Here is a 19762-nt window from a genome sequence, read left to right on the forward strand (position 1 = left end):
TTTTCCCCCCGTCGGCTTATCGGCGGGGGATTATTAATCTTTGCGTTCTTGGCGCTCTTTGCGGTTAATTTTCAAGGTATTTAACTGAGGAGGCCTCTAAGGCTGATGAATTTTAGGCGGACTGCAACACTACTATGGGGAAATATTATTAAGTGAATAATTACCGCATCAACTCACAAAAAAGAGAAATTTGCAAATAATTTTAATAATAATTTGTAGAAATTTGATTTTTTTATATATTTGTGCTATTTTAATTATATATAACAGTTTTATAGAATGCTTAAAAAATGCCGAAATTAGAGGAGAATTTCATAAATTAAAGATTTTTGATTTTTCTGCCGATAATGGTGCGGCATAAGATTAAAATATATTCCGTATTTGGAAGGAGAAGATATTTATGAAAAAGAAAAATAACGTATTATTGTTTACATTGCTTATATGTACCGTGATGACGGTTTTTACCTGTAAACAAAACATAGGTTTGGGGGCGAGTGTTAATGTTGCGCCGCCCACCGGTGAAATCATCTATCCTGATGCAGGAGAAACACCCATACGGGGACGTTTTGTGATGAAAGGAACAGCGAGTGACGAAAACGGCATTCAGTCAGTTTCAATCGTGTTTCAAAATATCGAAACTAATGAAAAGACAAAAGCTTTTGAGGCCGTTCTTTCCGACTCCGGTACTAACAGCGTAACATGGACGGCAGATATAAACAACGAATCTACAGGAACCGAAGACGGTCATCCTTTGGTAAAGCTTTATCCGATTCCCGACGGTGAGTATACGGCAGTAGTAACCGTTACAGACAAGGGCGGAGTACCATCCATATTTACCAAGAACTATAAAATAGATAACACGCCGCCGGTATTTATCGTTTCAAGACCGTCCATGACTGTCGATGCAGCCGATATGGCAACGCCGCAGGCCGACGGTTATGGAGCAATTTTTTCAGTTGTAGGGCAAGCAGGTGAAAGAAATACCGTTGAAAAGCTGAATGTGCATGTTCCGGGAGCAACGCCGATTGATATAACCAATATGTTTGTCGGCAAGAATATAAATGCTCAAGTTGCAGTTTACAGTGCTGCACCTCCTTTAAACCCTTTATACGATTTACAGGAGCAGGATAAAACGAAGCCTATCAGAGGTCAATTATATCTGTATGACAATGCACGCGAATATAAAGGCGGCGATGCTTCGGGTGAGGGAAATAAAGCTGATTGGTACTATCTGTGGAAAGAGGTTTATACCGAAGTGATAGCGAAAGGTTACACGCCTGAGGTTCTCAGTGATTATTTTGCCGGTAAAAAAGGTTCCGATGCCAATGAGCACGATAAAAAAATAAAAGAATTGCGCAGTGACACGGTTGCTTTGGTTAAGCTAAAGTCTGCTATGATAAAAATGAGCGATATGCGCAGTACCTTTAAACTTGATCCTAGTAAATCTCCTGGATTTAAGGTTATCGGTTCAAAACATTTATCAACGACTCCTGACCAGATAAAAACGGAAACACCCGCTAATGCATCAGCGGCTCTCGGTCAGGCATCTGCAATTATGTATAAAGACGGAGGCGAGGCTTCTTTTTTGGTAGAGCTTATCCCGAACAAAGATAATATTCCGCTGGTCGGCGGATCCAATGCTGCTGCATATAATGCAAGTAAAATAAAAATTGTACTGTATAAATGGAAGCCGGCCGATAATGCTTTTGATACTGCTAATCCGATAACGCTGGTTGATTTCGACTCCTTTACCGATGCTTATTTAAGCAGCCACCCGGATCTGATTAAAACGGAAGGCGATAAGTTACGAATACAATGTACATTCCCTTCGGCCCAAGGTGAGGGGATATATGCCGTAGATGTACAAGGCCGAGATACCAGCAATGAAGAGTCAAACGAATTTAAAGCGTATGATAATTCTGACACAGCAAGCGGTATGTATGCCTTAAAGTTTTACTCTGCCGGAAGCGGTCCGCGGACACGGCCGATTAGTCTGGAAGGTTTTAAAAAAGCAAATGCAAAATTCATCATTGCTGCTGAGGTTACCGGAATCGATGCAGCAAACGGACATGTCTATTGTAATATAGGTACGAGCGTTAACGATAGCGATATAGAACTGAAAAAAGCTACTGCAGCAGCTACTAATCCGCGATATGAAGTAGAAGTTGAAATAGTTAAAGTATCGGGAAAGTATGTTATAAAATGGAAGGATCCTGCCGGATTATCTAAACAAAAAGAGCTTCCTGACGGCTTTTCCGACGGAACTCATAAGATTAAGTTTTTATCGAAAGCAGGACCCGGTTTAACCGATACCGATGAAACGGATTTTGTTTTTGATACAAAAGCGCCCGAAATAAAAGAAATATTTAGCCCCGATTTATCTAAAAATCAGAGCGGCGATTTTACTATGCGCGGATCGGTTATCGATACGCCAAGCGGCGTAAAGAGCATAAAATATATCGTCGGTAAACAGGATGCCGATATAACGGTACAACCCGCTGAAAGTGCTGCAGAATGGAAAAATATTGTGTTATCTGGAGAAAACTGGAGTATCGACTTTACCGGCAGCAATAATATTACGAAAAAAACTACAGCCGAATCGCTCGGTAAAAAGGTTGGTTCGGACGAACTGTATGATATTCCGATCTTCTTTTTAGTGGAAGATAAAGCAGCCGCGAAAGATACGCATGGAGGAGCTCAAAAAGGTAATACCGCTATCATTACGAAAGTACTCAGAGTAGACCCGAATGGTGATATCCCTATAGTAACCGTATCAACACCTGACGCTGGTCAAGTGTTAGGCGGTACGATCCGTATTTCAGGATTTGTCAATGTACCGGATCCTTCTGCGGGACAAGTCGGTTCTATGTGGATTCAGATTACAGACAAAAAAGATGGTTTAGGCAACCCTGATTTTACACAGAATGCTACATTCGGCTCAGTCAACTGGTGTCCCAATCCTGACGGAAAACAGTTATCCAGTACAGGAACCAATCCGGAATATAAGGCGGGCGGTTCATATTGGTCTGTGGAAATAAATGCAAATAAAGAATTTGAGCCTTCGAGCGGTACGCAACGAGATATTTGGTTTAGACTGCGAGGTAAAAATAATAAGACTACCCCTGTTGCAGGTCAATGGACAGCACCGGTTAAAATCACTGTTGATAAAGCAGCTCCGACCATTACCGGTATGAAAGTTGCAACCGAAGCTAAAATTGGTACGGCTATTCCTTCTTCGGTTGACCCTGAAAACCAAACCTATGTTTCGAATATGTGGATAAAGGGAGATGCTCTGTATCTATGTGCGGATTTGGCGCATAATGCCGGTATAGAACAAATTGATATATCGGGCAGCTACTTCGGAGCATCTACTATTACATTGAAAGATGATAGCCAAATAACCGATTCAAATATTAACGGTTCAGGTAAGGCGTGGTTTACGCAAAGTTCGGTGCCGTCCACTACTACTGCCAAAAATTATAAAATGCGCATCCCGTTAAAAACGACAACAAAACCCGGACGCAATAATGGATTTACTATTACTATAAAGATAAAGGCTAAAAAACAGGGGGATACCGAAGGCTTACAGTCTTCGACGACATTCTCCTTTAAGTACGATAATACTGCTCCTACAGCTGTATTCGGTACGAAAATAGCTTCATCGGGTACCGTAACGGTGAGCGGAACTTCGTTTAGCGACCTTGCATTGGTAGGAAAAACAAATATTGACACGACAATGAGGTTTTTTGCTTCGGGGCAGGATATTAAAATTACGGCGTTCGATAAGGATACCGGTACGGTTACACTTGCCTCTGCTCCGGCAAATCCGACGACGGGTTATCTTATCTACAGTCCCATTGAGTATTTACGGCCTGACGCAAGCGGTAAGGTTAGCGTAGTTGGCGCAGCTTATGATGTGGGCTCCGGTGTCGAAAAGATTAAGGTAAACTATAACGGAGTTTCTTCAACAGAAATTGAATTGGAGTCTCCGAGCGGTGTATTGACGGATGTCGGTAACGGCGATGTCAACTTTGTAACATGGAAAGGTGTAATCGATGTAAGTCCCACAAGCATTGTTGACGGTAAAGGAAAAATCGTGATTACCCCGATTGACCGTGCGCATAATACACCTACACCCATTGAAGCAGATGTAAAACTGAAGAAAAATCTGTTGAAAATCACCGGTGTAGAACTAGGAACGGATATCAACAGGAATGGTTCTATCGCGAATGTTGCTCCTACGGTTGAAACCAAAACCTTGGCTCTGACCTATGATGCCGACAAACCTAACGGTATCGACAGCAAAAAATACGATTGGCACGGTAAAGCTGACGGCGGAACTTTTAGATTTAAAAACAATAAGTCGCAGATTAAAATTACTGCGGAAGATGTGGGAGCTACTGCTAAAAAATACACGCTTAAACGAAAAAAAATAAGCGATTCATTACCTGAAGTGGAAGTGCATAATTTGAGCTCCCTACCTTCAAGCGGTATAATTGAGCTGGCGCAAACTGATTTTGACAAAATAAAACAAAGTGATAATCCTGAAAGTTCTAATCCTATAAAGCGCACTTTGGTGCTTACCGTATGGAATTCCGCGGCCGGTTTGACTTGCGGTACCAATACATGGAAGGCGGAACTGGAATTTGATGTTATCGTCGATACGAAGGACAGAATTGCGCCGACAAACGAGATAGACCCGTTTAAGTGGGTTTCCGAAACCGATAACAGCCTGTACGGCAACAGCAAAGCTAACGGACACATCGAAATAGGAACCGATTTACCAAGCGCGTTTAACCAACCAAACGGTCTTATGGATAAAGACGATAAAGTTTCCGGCAAGATAAGCATTACCGGTACTGCGTATGACGATCAGGTTATCACGGAAATTTGGGCAAAGATTGATGCCTTTACATTTACCGGTGCAAATACTACAGATCCCCAATTAGGACACAGACTTGCAACTTATAATGCTTCAAACGGTAATTTTACGGTAGAATCCGGTAATTTTGATACAGACGGCTGGAAGTTTGCTATTGTATCGAATGATTTCAGTGTTGAAGACGGTCATACCGTTAAATGGCAGCTTGACTGGGACAGCTCAAAGATAACGGACGGTGTCGGGACCGATAAAACTATTACGGTAACTGTAAAAGATACAGCTCAAACAAATACCAAGTCTGATAGCAGGAAGGTGGATGTTGTGCCGTATATTACGGAGATTGAAACAAGTATCAAAACGCTGCTTGGAGAAGATTTTATGCGTACTGCTACAGGCGCGTACACCGTACGGGCAAAAACCTCTGCATCGGAATATGAAAACGTAACCGTAACAGGGTTTAATTTACAGCCTACAACAATTTCCGGCACTGGTTCCGATATCCGCTTATCCAACTCTAAAACAGGATGTGAAATTGCTACTGACGGTACAGTAACGAAAAAAGGTAAAGGTCTTACCGCCACTCAGGTTACCGCCGGTGATAATAGCAAATGGAACGTAACTATTGAGTCTGACGGTAACGGCTATCTTACGTTTATCGTAAACGGTGTTCCGAGTATCAATAATATTGACAATAATAGTGCAGAATACAATAAAGAGGCGTCGCTTATTCAAGCAAATGCGGATAACGACCGCAAAATTGAACTGTGGGATTTTACACAGCTATGGAAGAACTCTGCCGCACCTAAAGCACAAAATGCTGTTTATCCTTCTATGGTGATGAAGGAAAACACCCCTCAGTTTGCGTACGTCAATAATGCCGGAGGATACGGTCTTGCGGAATTCTGGGATGGAAGCGCTGAAATAAAAATATATTCAAACTGGGATTTATTCACCTTTTCTGCGCTTGCGTTAAATAGCGATAACAGCAGGGCTGCCTTATTCGATATCAATGTTGCGCTTCGGGGTACTGGGAATGCTCCCGATACCGGCGGAATAATGACAAACTTTTTCTATAAGCCGCCCAATACAACATCGAATGGAACGTCATATTTTTTTAGGAATTATAACGTTTGGATGGACGGTTTATACAAGAGCGGGGTTACGGCTGTTTTGGATAGGTATCAGTATCCTTGCATCAAAATGGTTGGTACCGACAGCCTATCGCATGTATTTTATTCTACCTATGATGCGCTTGATGACCGTATTATATTCCGGTATTTTAAAGTCGGAACGAATGCAACCCTTGTAGGAAATAATAACAATGCAAATGCACATAAGGTACACAAGGATACCGAAACGCTCAACCTCTATATCAATAAGAATGAGCTGAATCAAGTAACGTATAATAGTACTAACTGGCCTTCTTACAATGATAACAACAATGATAACAGAAGATTTAATGCCACTGGTAACTATAGCGGTACTACAATACAGCCGCAAGAATTCGCAACCGGCACCGGTAATGGGGTGTATTCTGCTGCCGCGGGGGTTCCGGTTACGACGACAGATAATATTGTCAATACTGCACGCGGTATTCTGGTTTACTATAGCGGCACATCGCTCAACTATATCTACGCAAAAAATGATGAAAATACGTCATGGTCAACTCCTATTGAACTTGATACGAACTGCGGCGGGGACTATGTGAGTATGGTTGTAGACAAAGATAAGCATGTCCATATTGCATATCAAGATTCTTTCGGCGGTGATGTAAAATATATTTATATCCCGGAATACAGCAATCCTGCTAACAGAAAAATGGTAAAAGTTGATTCGTATCTTGCCGTTGGAGGAAAATTGACGCTTACGGTACACGGTAACACGCCGTATATTGCTTACAAAGGACTTGGAACTGTTGCCAAGGTTGCATGGTATAAAGCGAATAATGGTGTGCCTGCTGTCGACTCTCTTGCCAGCGGTGTAAATGATAACGATAAGTTTACCGGTGCATGGGAATCACAAATTATTCCCACACGCATTGTAGACAGCGATTCCAACCGGTTTAATATCGGCGTTGGAACTGACGGTAGACCGGTTATCGGGTACTCTAATAATCAATCAGGAAGTAAAGGTATTGAATATTTAACCCGCATGCCTGATTTAACGGATTAACATTGGTAAATCTCATAAAGGGGCGTAAAAAGTTAAAACTTTTGAGCCCCTTTTTTTTGTATTGCCTTTTTCCTGCTTTTTACAAGGGCGGGAAGAAAATTAATAGAAGGAGAAATAAATATGATAGAAATTGATGTTTTGCCTGCTTCATCTGAAAAAAAAGGTGGGGATGCAATTTTATTAAGAATTGGTTCATTTTCATATGATAATCACTACAACAATAAACAAAAGGTAATATTGATTGATAGTGGTTATAAGAGTACTGCCGAGAACATAGAAAAATATTTAAGTGATTATTACCATACTGATACAATAGATTATGTATTTATTACGCACCCTGATTCTGATCATATTTCTGGATTGTTAGAATTATTAAAGCGTAAGAAAATAAAAATATCAAATACATTTATTCATGATCCTTGGAATCATAAGGTTGAATTATTTACACGAAGTAAGGATGGCCGCAGAACAATAAAATCCATCGGATCAACTCTTGGTGAAAATCTTTCAATTTTATCAGAAACCTTAGATTTACTTGGTGAAAAGAACAACGAAATATTTGGTGTTGCAGGCAATAAAAATCTTGGGTTATATATCCTTGGACCAAATAAAAACGATTATCTGAAATATCTCTCTGAATTTCCGGGAATGGATAATGAACGGCATATTTCCAGTGAAAGTGTATATACAGATAAAGAATTTGACTATCAACCATTATTTAAACATTTCCTCGATGATCCAAAGACATCAGCTAAAAATGATTCATCTATGATAATACTGTTATATAATAGCAAAAAAGAACCGATTGCTCTATTTACAGGTGATGCAGGAGTTAATTCTATATGCAAAGCTTTAAGAAATGCTGATGCTGAAAATTTAGAATATCAAAATGTTGCATTAATGCAAATGCCACATCATGGAAGTATAAAAAATATAAATGAGGATATTATAAACCTCATTAAGCCTAAGAAAATGTTTGTGTCTGCTCCTGATGACGATAGCGAACACCCGTCAAAATTAGTTGTAAATTATGTAATCAATGAAGGAATTCCTGTTAAACATATAAGCAGTTCTGGGGGAATTGTTTTTTATTTTGATATGATAGAACGTCGCCCTGGGTGGTCGTCAGTTCCAAACAAGAAGGCATTTACAAAAGTTCAAAAAATAAAAGAAGGATATTAATAAAATGAATGAAAAGGCTGATTTGAAAGAATATGCCTGTACGGCATTGTTTGTTGATATTAGAAATTTTACTGAACAGTTAAATAATACATCTAATTCTGATTCATTTATTGATTTACTTGAGAAAGTTTATTTGACTGGAATAGAAATTTCGTCAAAAATAGTTGATTCAGATAATTACTACATAAATTCAACAGGTGATGGATATTTAATAGTAGTATTCGGCGAAGATCATTTCCTATTAGGTTTTTTGATTGGCTTAATGTTGCATAAAAAATTATCCAAAGTATTTGCAGATACGACAAATAAAGTTCTGGAAGATGGTGAATATTTTTTTGGAATTGGAATAGAATCTGGATTTGTTAAGAAGGTTTATGCAAAAATTGCAGAAACAAAAATAGAAACATATATAGGCAATGTCATCAATACAGCAGCCCGTCTTGAAGCTTTATCAAAAGAACATGCAAGGGCGCCTATTATCTATGGCCCTGAGTTGAATGAACTATTAGTAAAAAAACTATTAGGTATAGACTATAGCACTCTTATGAAGAAGGCCAAAAACACTGATAATCCAGAAGACATCCATAAGGAAATGAATCAAATTAACACTAAGTTACTCTCTTCTTATTTATTTGAACATAGATTAAAAGGTATAAAAAAGCATATACCAACATTTCGGATATCTCCTACTCTTTTTTTATTCTCAGATCAACCCTTTATTGAATTTAAATCGCTTCTTCCAATCAAATATCAGGAAAGATTATCAACGTTGAATATATAACATATACTTAACTACTCTTACCACGGCACAAGGTGGTACACCTAAATTTAAAAAGGTAAATTTAGGCTTTGATACTGATGGACGGCCGGTATTGGGGTATCTTGGAAGTCATATCGAATTCGGCAACTGGCTTGATGAGTAATCGGTTCTACTTATTCCCCCCGTCGGTTTTCCGGCGGGGGGATATTTTATGTGATGGGGAAAAACTGAGGAAAGACAGCTGGTTTGGTAAGGTAGCTTGGTATGAAGTGTCGAATGGAACTGCCGCGATGATAAAAAAGAAAAATAGATATTGACTTTAGTATGAAATGTGTGTATACTCTGAATTAGAGTCAAGAGTGCTGCCTTTAAGTGGTGCGTCGAGTTTTCTCGCTTGGCTCTCTTTTTTTGTCCGGAGGACTTTCATGTATTTACTATATGCTGATGATTCAGGAGTAATTTCAGACCCAAAGGTAAAATATAGTGTTTTGGCAGGTTTTGCAACTTTTGAAAATCAAACATATTGGATTCAAAAAGCTGTAGATGATATTATGTTAAAATATATAGGCAGGGCAGACTTGGAATTACATGCAAGTCCTATAAGAAGCGGAAAAGGTATATGGAGAAGCTTTCCAAAAGAAAATAGAGAATCTATTCTAAAGGAATGCCTTGATTATGTAAAAAACAACTATCCCCGCCAGTTTATTCTTTTTGGTGCAGTAATTGATAATTCAACAGAAAGTGTACCTGAGAATCTATTTACACAAATCACAAGCAGGTTTGATAAATTCTTAACACGAAAATACTTGAAAAATAAAGAACCGGCAAGAGGTTTAGCTGTTTTTGATAAATCAAAAATGGAAAATCAATATCAGAACTGGTCGAAGATTTATCAAACGATGGGAAATCAATGGAAAGAGAAATTAAATAATTTTTCAGAAGTACCATTGTTTTTAGATTCGGAAATGTCTCGTTCTATACAAATTGCCGATTTAATAGCATTTTCATTATTCAGAAATTTTGAATATAATGATAATGCATATTATTCAATAATTAAAGATTGCTTTGATAAAGAAAAAAATCTACAACATGGATTATATCTTTTGGGAAAAAATAACATATAACATCAGAAAGCAACGGTATTCAGCAGTACACGATTTGTCAGGGTGTACCTTCGAGCGGTGATTATGCAAATAAGGTTATCGCCGCATACTTTACCAACAAGAACTATGAGATGGCGGTGCTGACGAAGTAAGCATTCCGCTTAGCGAGTTATCCCCCCGTCGGCTTACCGGCGGGGGATATTTTATGTGATGAGGAAAACTGCGGATGTTTTTAATATTTTTCACAGGAAAAAACAGTTATTTACAGAATAATTGATCAATAATAATATTGTTTTTTTATCAAAGTATGTGTATAATTATATTAAAATATACACATAGGAGTTGTTATGAGAACAAATATCGTTATTGATGATACCTTAATGAATGAGGCTTTGCATGCTTCCGGTTATAAAACAAAAAAAGAAACAGTTGAAGAAGCTTTAAAACTTTTAATAACATTAAAAAATCAAGCAAGCATAAGAAATTTCCGCGGGAAACTGTTTTGGGATGGTGATTTGGAAAAAATGAGGCTTGATAAATGATTATCGCAGATACATCGGTTTGGATTGATTATGTAAAAGGGATTGATGCACCTCATACCGATATGTTGGATAATGAATTAATCCGTAACAGAGTCGTAACCGGTGATATAATAATAACTGAATTTTTACAAGGATTTAAAAACGATAGAGAATACCTCATGGCAAAGCACATTATGGATAGTCTGGAATACAGAGATTTTCTCGGAAAGGAAATTGCAATACAAGCTGCAAATAATTATAGAAAATTGAGAAAACAGGGCATTACAGTAAGAAAAACAATAGATGTTATAATCGCAACATTTTGTATAGAAAACGGATTTTCATTAATACACAATGATAGGGATTTTGATCCAATGGAAAAAATTTTAGGATTGATTGTTAAAAGGTAGAGTAGTAAAATACCGGAGGCCTTATCGAAAAAAAAAGAAATATAATCGGTGAAAACTGTGACATGGCCTTTAATAAATCTTTGCGATCTTGGCGCCCTTTGCGGTTAATTTTCAAGGTGTTTAACCGCGGAGGCCTCTAAGGCTGATGAATTTTAGGCAGACTGCAACACATTACTATGTGGAAATATTATTAAGGGAATAATTACCGTATCAACTCATACTAAAAAGAGAAATTTGCAAATAATTTTAATAAATAATTTGTAGAAATTTGATTTTTTTGTATATTTGTGTTATTTTAATTATACATAACAATTTTATAAAATACTTAAAAAGTGCTTTTATTGCCAAAATTAGAGGAGAATTTCATAAATTAAAGATTTTTGATTTTTCTGCCGATAATGGTTCGGCATAGTAGTTTTGTTTGCTCAAGAAATTTAATCGAAGGCGGAACAAAAAATCGGCAATAAAACAGGTTATGCCCCGTATTTTGTGCGGCATAAGATTAAAATATATTCCGGCTTTGGAAGGAGAAGATGTTTATGAAAAAGAAAAATAACATATTATTTTTTACATTGGTTATATGTACCGTAATGACGGTTTTTACATGTAAACAAAACATAGGTTTGGGGGCGAGTGTCAATGTTGCGCCGCCCATCGGTGAAATCGGCTACCCTAATGCAGGAGAAACGCCCATACGCGGAAGTTTTGTGATGCGAGGAACGGCGAGTGACGAGAACGGCATTAAGTCAGTTTCGATCGTGTTTCAAAATATCGAAACGGATAAAAAGACAGAAGTGTTTGAGGCCGTTCTCACCGGCTCCGGTACGAACAGCGTAACATGGTCGGCAGATATAAACAACAAATCTACGGGGCACGACCCCGAACATGAGCTGGTAAAAGTGTACCCTATTCCTGACGGTGAGTATACGGCACAAGTAACTGTTACAGACAAGGGCGGAGTGTCATCCATATTTACAAAGAATTATAAAATAGACAATACTCCTCCTGTATTTATCGTGTCGCGCCCGTCAACGGTTGTATATGCAGACGATACGACAACGCTGCAGGCTGACGGTTATGGAGCTATCTTTTCGGTTATAGGGCAAGCAGGTGAAAGAAATACGGTAGAAAAACTGAATGTGCATGTTCCGGGAGCAAGTCCGATTGATATAACCAATATGTTTGTCGGAAATAATATAAACGCTCAAGTTGCCGTTTACACGCCTACAAATGCTTTATATGGTTTGCAGGCACAGGATAAAACGAAGCCTATCAGAGGTCAATTATATCTGTACGATAATGCCCGCGAATATAATGGCGGCGAAGCTTCGGGCGAAGGAAATAAAGCTGAGTGGTACTATCTTAGGGAGAATATTTACGAGAGTGTCCTTGAAAAAGGCTATACGGCTGAAGTAATCAGCGATTATTTTGCCGGTAAAAAAGGATCAGATAAAAACGATCACGATAAAAAAATAAAAGAATTGCGCAGCGATACAGCCGCTTTGGCCAAGCTTAAATCGAAAATAGAAAAAATGAGCGAAAAGCGCAGCTCCTTTAAACTTGACCCGAGCAAATCGCCGGGATTTAAGGTTATCGGTGTAAAGCATTTGTCCGGGCCTATGACGCCGGGAATTGTCTCTCAATCGTCCTCAATGCTGTTTAAAGCCGGAAGCGACACTAAATTTTCGGTAGAGCTTATTCCCAACAAGGATAATATTCCGCTGGTAGGAGGCTCTGGCTTTGCAGCTTATAAAAACAGCAAAATAAAAAAAATCGTCTTACTGAAATGGAATGGAAGCGATTTTGATAGCGGCAACCCAATATCGCTGATAGATTTTGAAACTTTAACTGAAACATATTTTAATACCCATCCCGATATGATCAAAAAGGAAGGTGGGAATTTACGCATACAGTGCACCTTCCCTTCCGATAAGGGTGAAGGCTACTATGCCGTAAAAGTAGACGGTACCGACATTTCCGATGAGGATTCAAATAAATTTGAAGCATATGACGATTCCAATACGGCAAGCGGCGGCTTTTATATTATAAATTTCCTCGCCGTCGGAAACGGGCCGCGTATACGGGCGATTCGCCCGCAAGGTTTCCAAAAAGGGAATTTTGAAATCTTTGCCGCTGTTACCGGCATCGATTCAACGGGTGTTGTTTATTATAATATAGGTGGATCTGTACCCACCAGTCCGTACCCAGCGACAGTGCTTACAAAAGCTGATCCCGCAAATCAGAGCGATCATAAATATAAGGCTACAATTGATGTAAGCAGCCTGTCCGACGGCGACCATGAAATTCACTTTTTGGTTAAGGCAGGTTCAGGTTCAACCGATGCGGATAAAACCGATTTTGCGATTGATAAAACACCGCCCACTGCTGATATAAGCTACCCTCTTCCTGCCGACCCGCAAGCGGGGAAAATCACTATTTCGGGCACTATTACCGACGGAACAGGATCGAGCGTTAAAGAGGCTGGTACAAAATATATACTGGGTAAAAAGTCTTCTACACCTGCGCTCACCGATTCAGGTTGGCAGAATATGACCACTTCTACAAAGGGTTCGTGGAACGTGGATGTTGATTTGGATACGATGAGTGCTCATCCGGAAAATTACGGAACCCAAGTCGGCACGAGTTCTTACTATAAAGTACCGCTTTATATCCGCACTGAAGATATGCTCGGTAATGCAACTGTTCATACAAAAGAAATTCTTTTTAATTCCGACGGAACGAAGCCGGTTGTAAGAGTACTTTCTCCGCAAGCAGATGCTATTGTCGGCGGAACTATACAAATTTTTGGTACGGCAAGCGCTGTTACCGGCGGACCAAGCGCTGTCGGTGAGGTATATGTACAGTTTTCAAAGACTTCTGATTTTACGAATGTGTCGAATATGACTTTCGGAACTACCGGAGGTGGATACGATGCCGATTGGTATAAGAGTGGAAACGGACAGCTTGTTCCGGGAACGAATCCAGCCCATGGACAAAGCGGTGCTGAGTGGCGGCTTGAAATAAACGGAAACGGCGCATTCAACGGTACATCTCAGCGGCAAGATTTGTATTTCAGATTCCGTGCAAAAAATAAGAACTACAGCGATCGGTGGGGCGAGTGGACGACACCGGTAAAAATAATCGTCGATAAAGATGCTCCGTTAATTACCGACGTAAAAATTGAAAATATTTCGACGCCGCCGTCGCCGCAAAATTATGAAACGAATATGTGGATTGGAAGCGGTAAAAAGCTTACGGCAAAATTGACCGATCCTTCGGGAATAAAAGAAGTTAAAATTACATCAGACAAAATGAGCGGCGGTATATCCTATACACAGACTACGGCGCCCACAGGGTGGCTTACACCTTATAGTGCAGGCGGTGTTTCGGGCTATACGTTAAGCATACCGCTTAATATAAGCGGTATGTTGGGTAATGATTTTTCGATCAAGGTTGAAATTACAGAAGATACAACTACAGGTCTAAAGTCTGATAGTACGTTTACATTCCGGTTTGATACGACTGCCCCGACAGGTTTCTTCGGATCCGGTTTGTATATCAACAGCGGATATTTTGGTACATCTTCAATTACAAATACTGCTCTTGCCGATAAATTACGGGAGTTGGGAGCAGGTGAATCTTCAGGCGCAGGGTGCAAAATATTGGCTGAAAATACAGAACTGACGGTAAGCGGTGTGTCAGGAAGTGTGGTGAATTTTACTCCTTCGATATCTGCTAAAGAATACAGCTATATCCTTTATAAACCGGAAGAGCTGATATACAACGGAGAATCTTCCAGTCCATGGATCGTAAAAGGTGTTGCAAATGACGACGGTTCCGGCATTGCGAAAGTTGAAGCTTGGGTTAAAGTGGATGGCACGGAAACAGCCCACACGATTATAACCGAAACCGATAATACCAATAAAATAACGCGGCAGCTTGGCGGACAAGTTACGTGGAAAGGGAAGATAGACCTTAGCTCTCTTAAAGACGGAAAAGGAACACTGCATTACAAGATAACCGACAAGAGCGGGAATACGTATACGGCACCGGCCGTCGCTGTGCGGGTAAAAAACAAGCCGGTAAAGGTAAAGACAATAACGCTCGTTACTGATATAGGAGGAAGTGCTGTCGAGTTCGCAAATAATAATGTGAACAAAGCCCTCAAGGATATAGACGTAGATTCTAATCTCGACTTTACCGCGAATTATACCAGCAGTGCATTTGCCTTTAAAAATAAAACCAATTCGAAAATAAAGGTTGAATTTACAGGAGGACAGCCTCAGGTAAAGTACACACTGAAATACAACAATGTTGTTTTAGCCGGGCATGATATGCAAAATATCAGCAACGGCGACATCATAACATTGAGCGAAGCTAATTTGACTACGATCGGTAATACTACAGGCGAAACAACCAAAGAATTGGTTTTGGAACTGTGGGATAGCGCATCCGGTTGTACACCGACCGGCACAGCTCCGCTTGAAAAGAGCTCTTTTGCCCAAATTAAAATCAATACACTCTTTGATGCGCTTGACGATAAAGCGCCTAAGGTAGTCGTGCTTCCGTTTTATTGGAACGGAGAAGGCAAAGATTTGAACAATAATTCTCTGAACTCTTTGTATGGGGGCAGCAGTAAAAACGGACATGTGGAAATTGCTCCCGTTACAGGCCTTACCGCTAATACGTCGGATAATAACAGTTATTCATCCGTTTCAGGGAAAGTTACTTTGCGCGGTTTTGCCTACGACAATATTAAGATAGATACGGTTACGGCGGTATTACCCGGCAAAACCTTGTCGGCTACGCTTTCCGGTGCCGGTCCTAAGTGGACGGCGGGAACTATGGCTTCAGACGGTGCCGTATTGACCGTTGAAAAGCTTGGTGCCGACTATCTCGGCTATTACGTCAAATGGACTTTGGATTGGGATACGGAAAAAACAACGAATGTCGGTCTCGCACAAGAAATTAAAATAACCGTAAACGACGGAACAACCGCATCGTCGGACGGCAAAGCGAATATGCCTAATGCCGTAACGGGCGTTACCAGAGCAAACGAAAACTCTGCACAAAACGATGTTTTTACCGATAAAAATCCGGGACAATTTGTTGTATTCACAAAAGGTGAAAAGCAATATCTTACCCGTCTTGCAAGCGTATCCGGTAATAAAGTAACGCTGGAAAACAACGTTCCCGTTGATGTAAAAGACGTTTTTGTGTACGGCTATAATGCAAACGAAGCGAAAACGAATGTAAACGTCGTGCCTTTTATTACGGGCTTAGAACGTCCGGATACCTATAATACCAACCGTTCCTCATCGGGTGCATATAATCTGCTGCGGAGCGATATGGTAACCCTTACAGGGTTTAATCTCGGCGGAGCAGGCGCAACCGTAAAAGCCGTAATTCCCAATGGAACTGCAAGCGGTTCGGAAGCCCCCATTTCCGGCAACAAATTTACACTTCCTGCTGCGGCAAAGTCCGGTTCGATTGTTATTACTGTTGATCCTGACGGTGCCGGAACAAAACCGGCGGTAGAAGCTATTAATAATAAGAATAACAACAGCAAGCCCTATAACCGGCAGGATATTGAAAACCGTCCGGAAACAAAGTATTGGACTGACGATTTGACCATCGATGTATGGAAAGATGACGAACAGTTTGCCGGCAGCGATAATCCGAAATATCCGAGTATGGCGATGGGTTCAAACGGAGATTTATATGCAGCGTACAGTAATTATTCCGAATCCAAAGTATACTACTCAAAGTTAGGCGGCGCGCCTCAATCCGTTTATTGGGGATATGATCCGCCGGAAGAGGCTGCGATAAGCGTGAATGGCGCGAATGCGGTAAATATTTTATATTCCGCTAATTATCATGCAGGTGCTATAGCAAACTGGAAGGCGAACATCTACGGAGCAGGAGGCTTATACTGCTATGATGCCAATGCGCCGGATTTGAAATTTTTTCATAGTAATGGCGGGAAAATATATCGGTTTGAACTTTTTTATCACCAAAAGCAATTACAGCAGTTTAAGAACTTCCGTATTGCAAGGAAAAATAATAACATACATATAGCGTATTATGATACTATGGCAGCATCCGTTAAGTACTCATCGGTTCAGTCGGGAACAACAAATGCAGATATTACTTCCCACAATGGTGAGGACGAATGGCAGGAGCCTGCAGATAATAAAAATAATTGCAGTGAAATAGCATGGGTAGATTTGGACGGCAGTACTCTCCCGGATGTACTACCACCCGATCCTAATTTAAAGAGAGTCGGTACTGTTGCGGTACTTTCGAATAGTCAATTCGAAAACGGGCTTCAACGTACCGGCGGTACTACCGAATACTGCGCTATTGCCTTGGACGGTTCAAACAGACCGGTCATTGTCTATGCCGATGTCGACAAAGGTACCCTGCGGCTTGCACGGGCTTCTTCAGCAACTCCTACTGCTGCAAGTGATTGGAAAGTACAAAAGGTACTTCCCGCAGGCGATGCCAATACGGGGCGTGCAGCGGATTATTTTGCCGCGCAATTCGACTCTACCGGTCATTTGCACATTGTGTTCCGCAACACAAAAGGACAGATTTGCTATGTAAAATCCACAAATGCCAATGCGGGAGCTTCCGCTTATACTTTTGGAAAAAGCGTTGTCGTTGCGGAAAACGGTTCACGGGTAGAGCTTACGATAGACGGTACAACCCCCTACGTTGCGTATTTGAGTAAAACAAATGCGTATGACGGCATTCAAATTGCGTATTATGACGCGAATTTGGTAAAAACATGGAAGCCTAACGGTTCTGCGGATCAAACAGGCGCATGGAATATTATGACTGCCGCAATGAAACATCGTGCCGGCGATGCACGTGCTTGTATTGCCGTTGCCCCGTCTTCTGTAACCGACTGGAAGGCGGCGGTAGGTTATACGCCGGGCAGCGTATACCGTGTCGTAAAATATGTAGGTAAGTAGTTGCTTTTGTAAGGTGAAATTTTTAATCCCCCCGTCGGATTATTCTGCAGGAGGAATTAATAAGTAAAATGTGTAGCCCCCTTAATTCAAAATGATGAGTTAAGGGGGATTATTTTTGCGATGGGGTAAACTGCTAAAAGACAGCTGGTTTTGTAAGGGGTCTTGGTATGAAGTGTCGGATAGAGCTGTTGCGATGCGGAAAATAAAAAAGAAATGTTAATTCCTCGTCTAATTACAAAACCTTGACAAATTGAATAAAATTGAATAAAATTGAAGAGGAGGAAAACAAGTGCAAAAGACCATTACCATACGCATAGACAATACTATATACGATATATTTAAAAAAGCAGCCGAAGGACAAAAACGCACTATTTCAAATTATATGGAATATGCAGCATTAAACTATACCATTAATGAATCTATCGTTGATGATGAAGAAATGCAGGAAATACTCGAATTCGAAAAAGACTTAAAAAAAGGCCTATCGGATATATCTGCAGGAAGGTATAAAGTAATTGACTAACTATAAAATTGCAGAAACAGCGGCTTTTGAGAAAAAAATAAAATCAAAAAAGTACGAATTTCTATATCAAAAAATTAAAAATTATGTATATCCCATATTAAGAAAAAATCCGCATTTCGGACCTAACATAAAAAAATTAAAAGGCATTTACAAAGAGATATACCGCTTTAGATTAGGAGCCTTCCGTCTTTTTTATAAAGTGTCAGAAGAAAAAGTCATCGTATTTATTATTGACAGCGTAAAGGAATTGGATTGGTAATGTGGACTCATTATGAAATCCGCCGCCTTATGAAAAATTAATAGGTGATTTAACAGGAAAGTTTTAAAGAAGAATCAACATGCAGCATCGGCTTGTGTATGAAGTTTTTGAAAATATCTATATATTGTATGTACAAATTATACATCTTATGATATACTTACTATGGAGGTAATAAAAATGGCAGTTGCATTAAAAGATGTAAAAATTGACTTGAGAGCTAGTATTCAGCAAAAATTTACACTTGAGAAAGCTGCTGAACTTAAACATATTTCTCTCTCTTCATATATTCTTTCAACTTCATTAAAACAAGCACAAATAGATTTAACGGAAAATGACACTCTTATACTTTCTAATCGTGATAGAGATTTAGTGATGATGGCTTTAGATAATCCGCCGGAACCAAATGAGGCTTTGAAAAAATTATTTCAATGATTAGCAGTTATAGATTAGTTTCAATCAAAGAAATACAACAAAAATCGATACTTAGAAAATTTGATTGTGATATTGAAGTGTTAAATGAATTTTTATCACAATATGCAATAAAGAATGATGAGTTAGGTATAGGTAGAACTTTTGTTGCTTTGAATCACAATAACTTCGTTTCAGGCTATTTTACATTAGCAACAGCTCAAGTGGCTTATCAAAAAATCCCAGATAAATATAGAGATAAATTGCCAAAATATCCAATTCCTGCATTAAGAATTGCAAGGCTTGCTGTTGATAAAGAATTACAGGGGAAAGGAGTAGGAGGATGGCTTCTTTCACAAGTTTTTATAAAGACTATTCAAGTCGCAGAGATAACAGGCCTATATTTGATAATAGTAGATGCGAAAGAAACTTCAAAAAGCTTTTATGAACATTACGGGTTTCAAAAATTCATGGATGAGGAGCTATCTTATTTCATAGTGATTGATACAATAAGAAAAGCAATCCAAAAATAATATTGTATTATTTTTTTAATTTTATTCCAAACAAT

At 39.6% G+C, this 19762-nt stretch carries 12 protein-coding genes; all 12 read left to right on the top strand.

What is annotated here, in order from left to right:
* The first annotated feature begins 397 nt into the window (after nt 1–397).
* The 12 genes from E4N78_RS02550 (at nt 398) to E4N78_RS02605 (ending at nt 19727) form a co-directional block, all read left to right on the top strand.
* Nucleotides 398–7051: a hypothetical protein gene (locus tag E4N78_RS02550; RefSeq protein ID WP_255811518.1), complete on the top strand. Its 6654-nt coding sequence runs from the start codon at nt 398–400 to the stop codon at nt 7049–7051.
* A gap of 120 nt (nt 7052–7171) precedes the next feature.
* Nucleotides 7172–8233: an MBL fold metallo-hydrolase gene (locus E4N78_RS02555; RefSeq protein ID WP_255811519.1), complete on the top strand. Its 1062-nt coding sequence runs from the start codon at nt 7172–7174 to the stop codon at nt 8231–8233.
* Between the two features lie 4 nt (nt 8234–8237).
* The gene (locus E4N78_RS02560) at nt 8238–9014 is read left to right on the top strand and encodes an adenylate/guanylate cyclase domain-containing protein (RefSeq protein ID WP_255811520.1); all 777 of its coding nucleotides are present in this window, start codon (nt 8238–8240) and stop codon (nt 9012–9014) included.
* A gap of 404 nt (nt 9015–9418) precedes the next feature.
* A complete protein-coding gene (locus E4N78_RS02565) occupies nt 9419–10117 on the top strand; it encodes a DUF3800 domain-containing protein (protein WP_255811521.1) in 699 nt (232 codons plus the stop codon).
* Between the two features lie 326 nt (nt 10118–10443).
* Nucleotides 10444–10638, top strand: coding sequence for a type II toxin-antitoxin system VapB family antitoxin (locus E4N78_RS02570; protein ID WP_006188519.1), 195 nt, complete (start codon nt 10444–10446; stop codon nt 10636–10638).
* Nucleotides 10635–11027 carry a type II toxin-antitoxin system VapC family toxin gene (gene vapC, locus E4N78_RS02575; protein ID WP_255811522.1) on the top strand — a complete coding sequence of 131 codons (393 nt, stop codon included), beginning with the start codon at nt 10635–10637 and terminating at the stop codon, nt 11025–11027. The genes E4N78_RS02570 and vapC overlap by 4 nt, the downstream gene beginning before the upstream one ends.
* Nucleotides 11028–11448: 421 nt before the next feature.
* Nucleotides 11449–11583 (top strand): hypothetical protein, encoded by a 135-nt coding sequence (locus E4N78_RS02580; protein WP_255811523.1) that lies wholly within the window; start codon nt 11449–11451, stop codon nt 11581–11583.
* Nucleotides 11567–18004, top strand: coding sequence for an Ig-like domain repeat protein (locus E4N78_RS02585; RefSeq protein WP_255811524.1), 6438 nt, complete (start codon nt 11567–11569; stop codon nt 18002–18004). The genes E4N78_RS02580 and E4N78_RS02585 overlap by 17 nt, the downstream gene beginning before the upstream one ends.
* Before the next feature lie 289 nt (nt 18005–18293).
* Nucleotides 18294–18527, top strand: a complete 234-nt coding sequence (locus tag E4N78_RS02590) for a hypothetical protein (protein ID WP_002692434.1) — start codon at nt 18294–18296, stop codon at nt 18525–18527.
* Nucleotides 18520–18786 carry a type II toxin-antitoxin system RelE family toxin gene (locus E4N78_RS02595; protein ID WP_255811525.1) on the top strand — a complete coding sequence of 89 codons (267 nt, stop codon included), beginning with the start codon at nt 18520–18522 and terminating at the stop codon, nt 18784–18786. The genes E4N78_RS02590 and E4N78_RS02595 overlap by 8 nt, the downstream gene beginning before the upstream one ends.
* Nucleotides 18787–18963: 177 nt before the next feature.
* The gene (locus tag E4N78_RS02600; RefSeq protein WP_255811526.1) at nt 18964–19218 is read left to right on the top strand and encodes a type II toxin-antitoxin system TacA family antitoxin; all 255 of its coding nucleotides are present in this window, start codon (nt 18964–18966) and stop codon (nt 19216–19218) included.
* Nucleotides 19215–19727 (top strand): GNAT family N-acetyltransferase, encoded by a 513-nt coding sequence (locus tag E4N78_RS02605; protein ID WP_255811527.1) that lies wholly within the window; start codon nt 19215–19217, stop codon nt 19725–19727. The genes E4N78_RS02600 and E4N78_RS02605 overlap by 4 nt, the downstream gene beginning before the upstream one ends.
* Nucleotides 19728–19762 lie beyond the last annotated feature (35 nt).

The organism is Treponema denticola (assembly GCF_024400535.1).
Lineage (GTDB): Bacteria > Spirochaetota > Spirochaetia > Treponematales > Treponemataceae > Treponema_B > Treponema_B denticola_C.

Coding starts and splice junctions, on each gene's coding strand:
- E4N78_RS02550 (WP_255811518.1), top strand. CDS start 398: ATGAAAAAGAAAAATAACGTATTATTGTTTACATTGCTTATATGTACC.
- E4N78_RS02555 (WP_255811519.1), top strand. CDS start 7,172: ATGATAGAAATTGATGTTTTGCCTGCTTCATCTGAAAAAAAAGGTGGG.
- E4N78_RS02560 (WP_255811520.1), top strand. CDS start 8,238: ATGAATGAAAAGGCTGATTTGAAAGAATATGCCTGTACGGCATTGTTT.
- E4N78_RS02565 (WP_255811521.1), top strand. CDS start 9,419: ATGTATTTACTATATGCTGATGATTCAGGAGTAATTTCAGACCCAAAG.
- E4N78_RS02570 (WP_006188519.1), top strand. CDS start 10,444: ATGAGAACAAATATCGTTATTGATGATACCTTAATGAATGAGGCTTTG.
- vapC (WP_255811522.1), top strand. CDS start 10,635: ATGATTATCGCAGATACATCGGTTTGGATTGATTATGTAAAAGGGATT.
- E4N78_RS02585 (WP_255811524.1), top strand. CDS start 11,567: ATGAAAAAGAAAAATAACATATTATTTTTTACATTGGTTATATGTACC.
- E4N78_RS02600 (WP_255811526.1), top strand. CDS start 18,964: ATGGCAGTTGCATTAAAAGATGTAAAAATTGACTTGAGAGCTAGTATT.
- E4N78_RS02605 (WP_255811527.1), top strand. CDS start 19,215: ATGATTAGCAGTTATAGATTAGTTTCAATCAAAGAAATACAACAAAAA.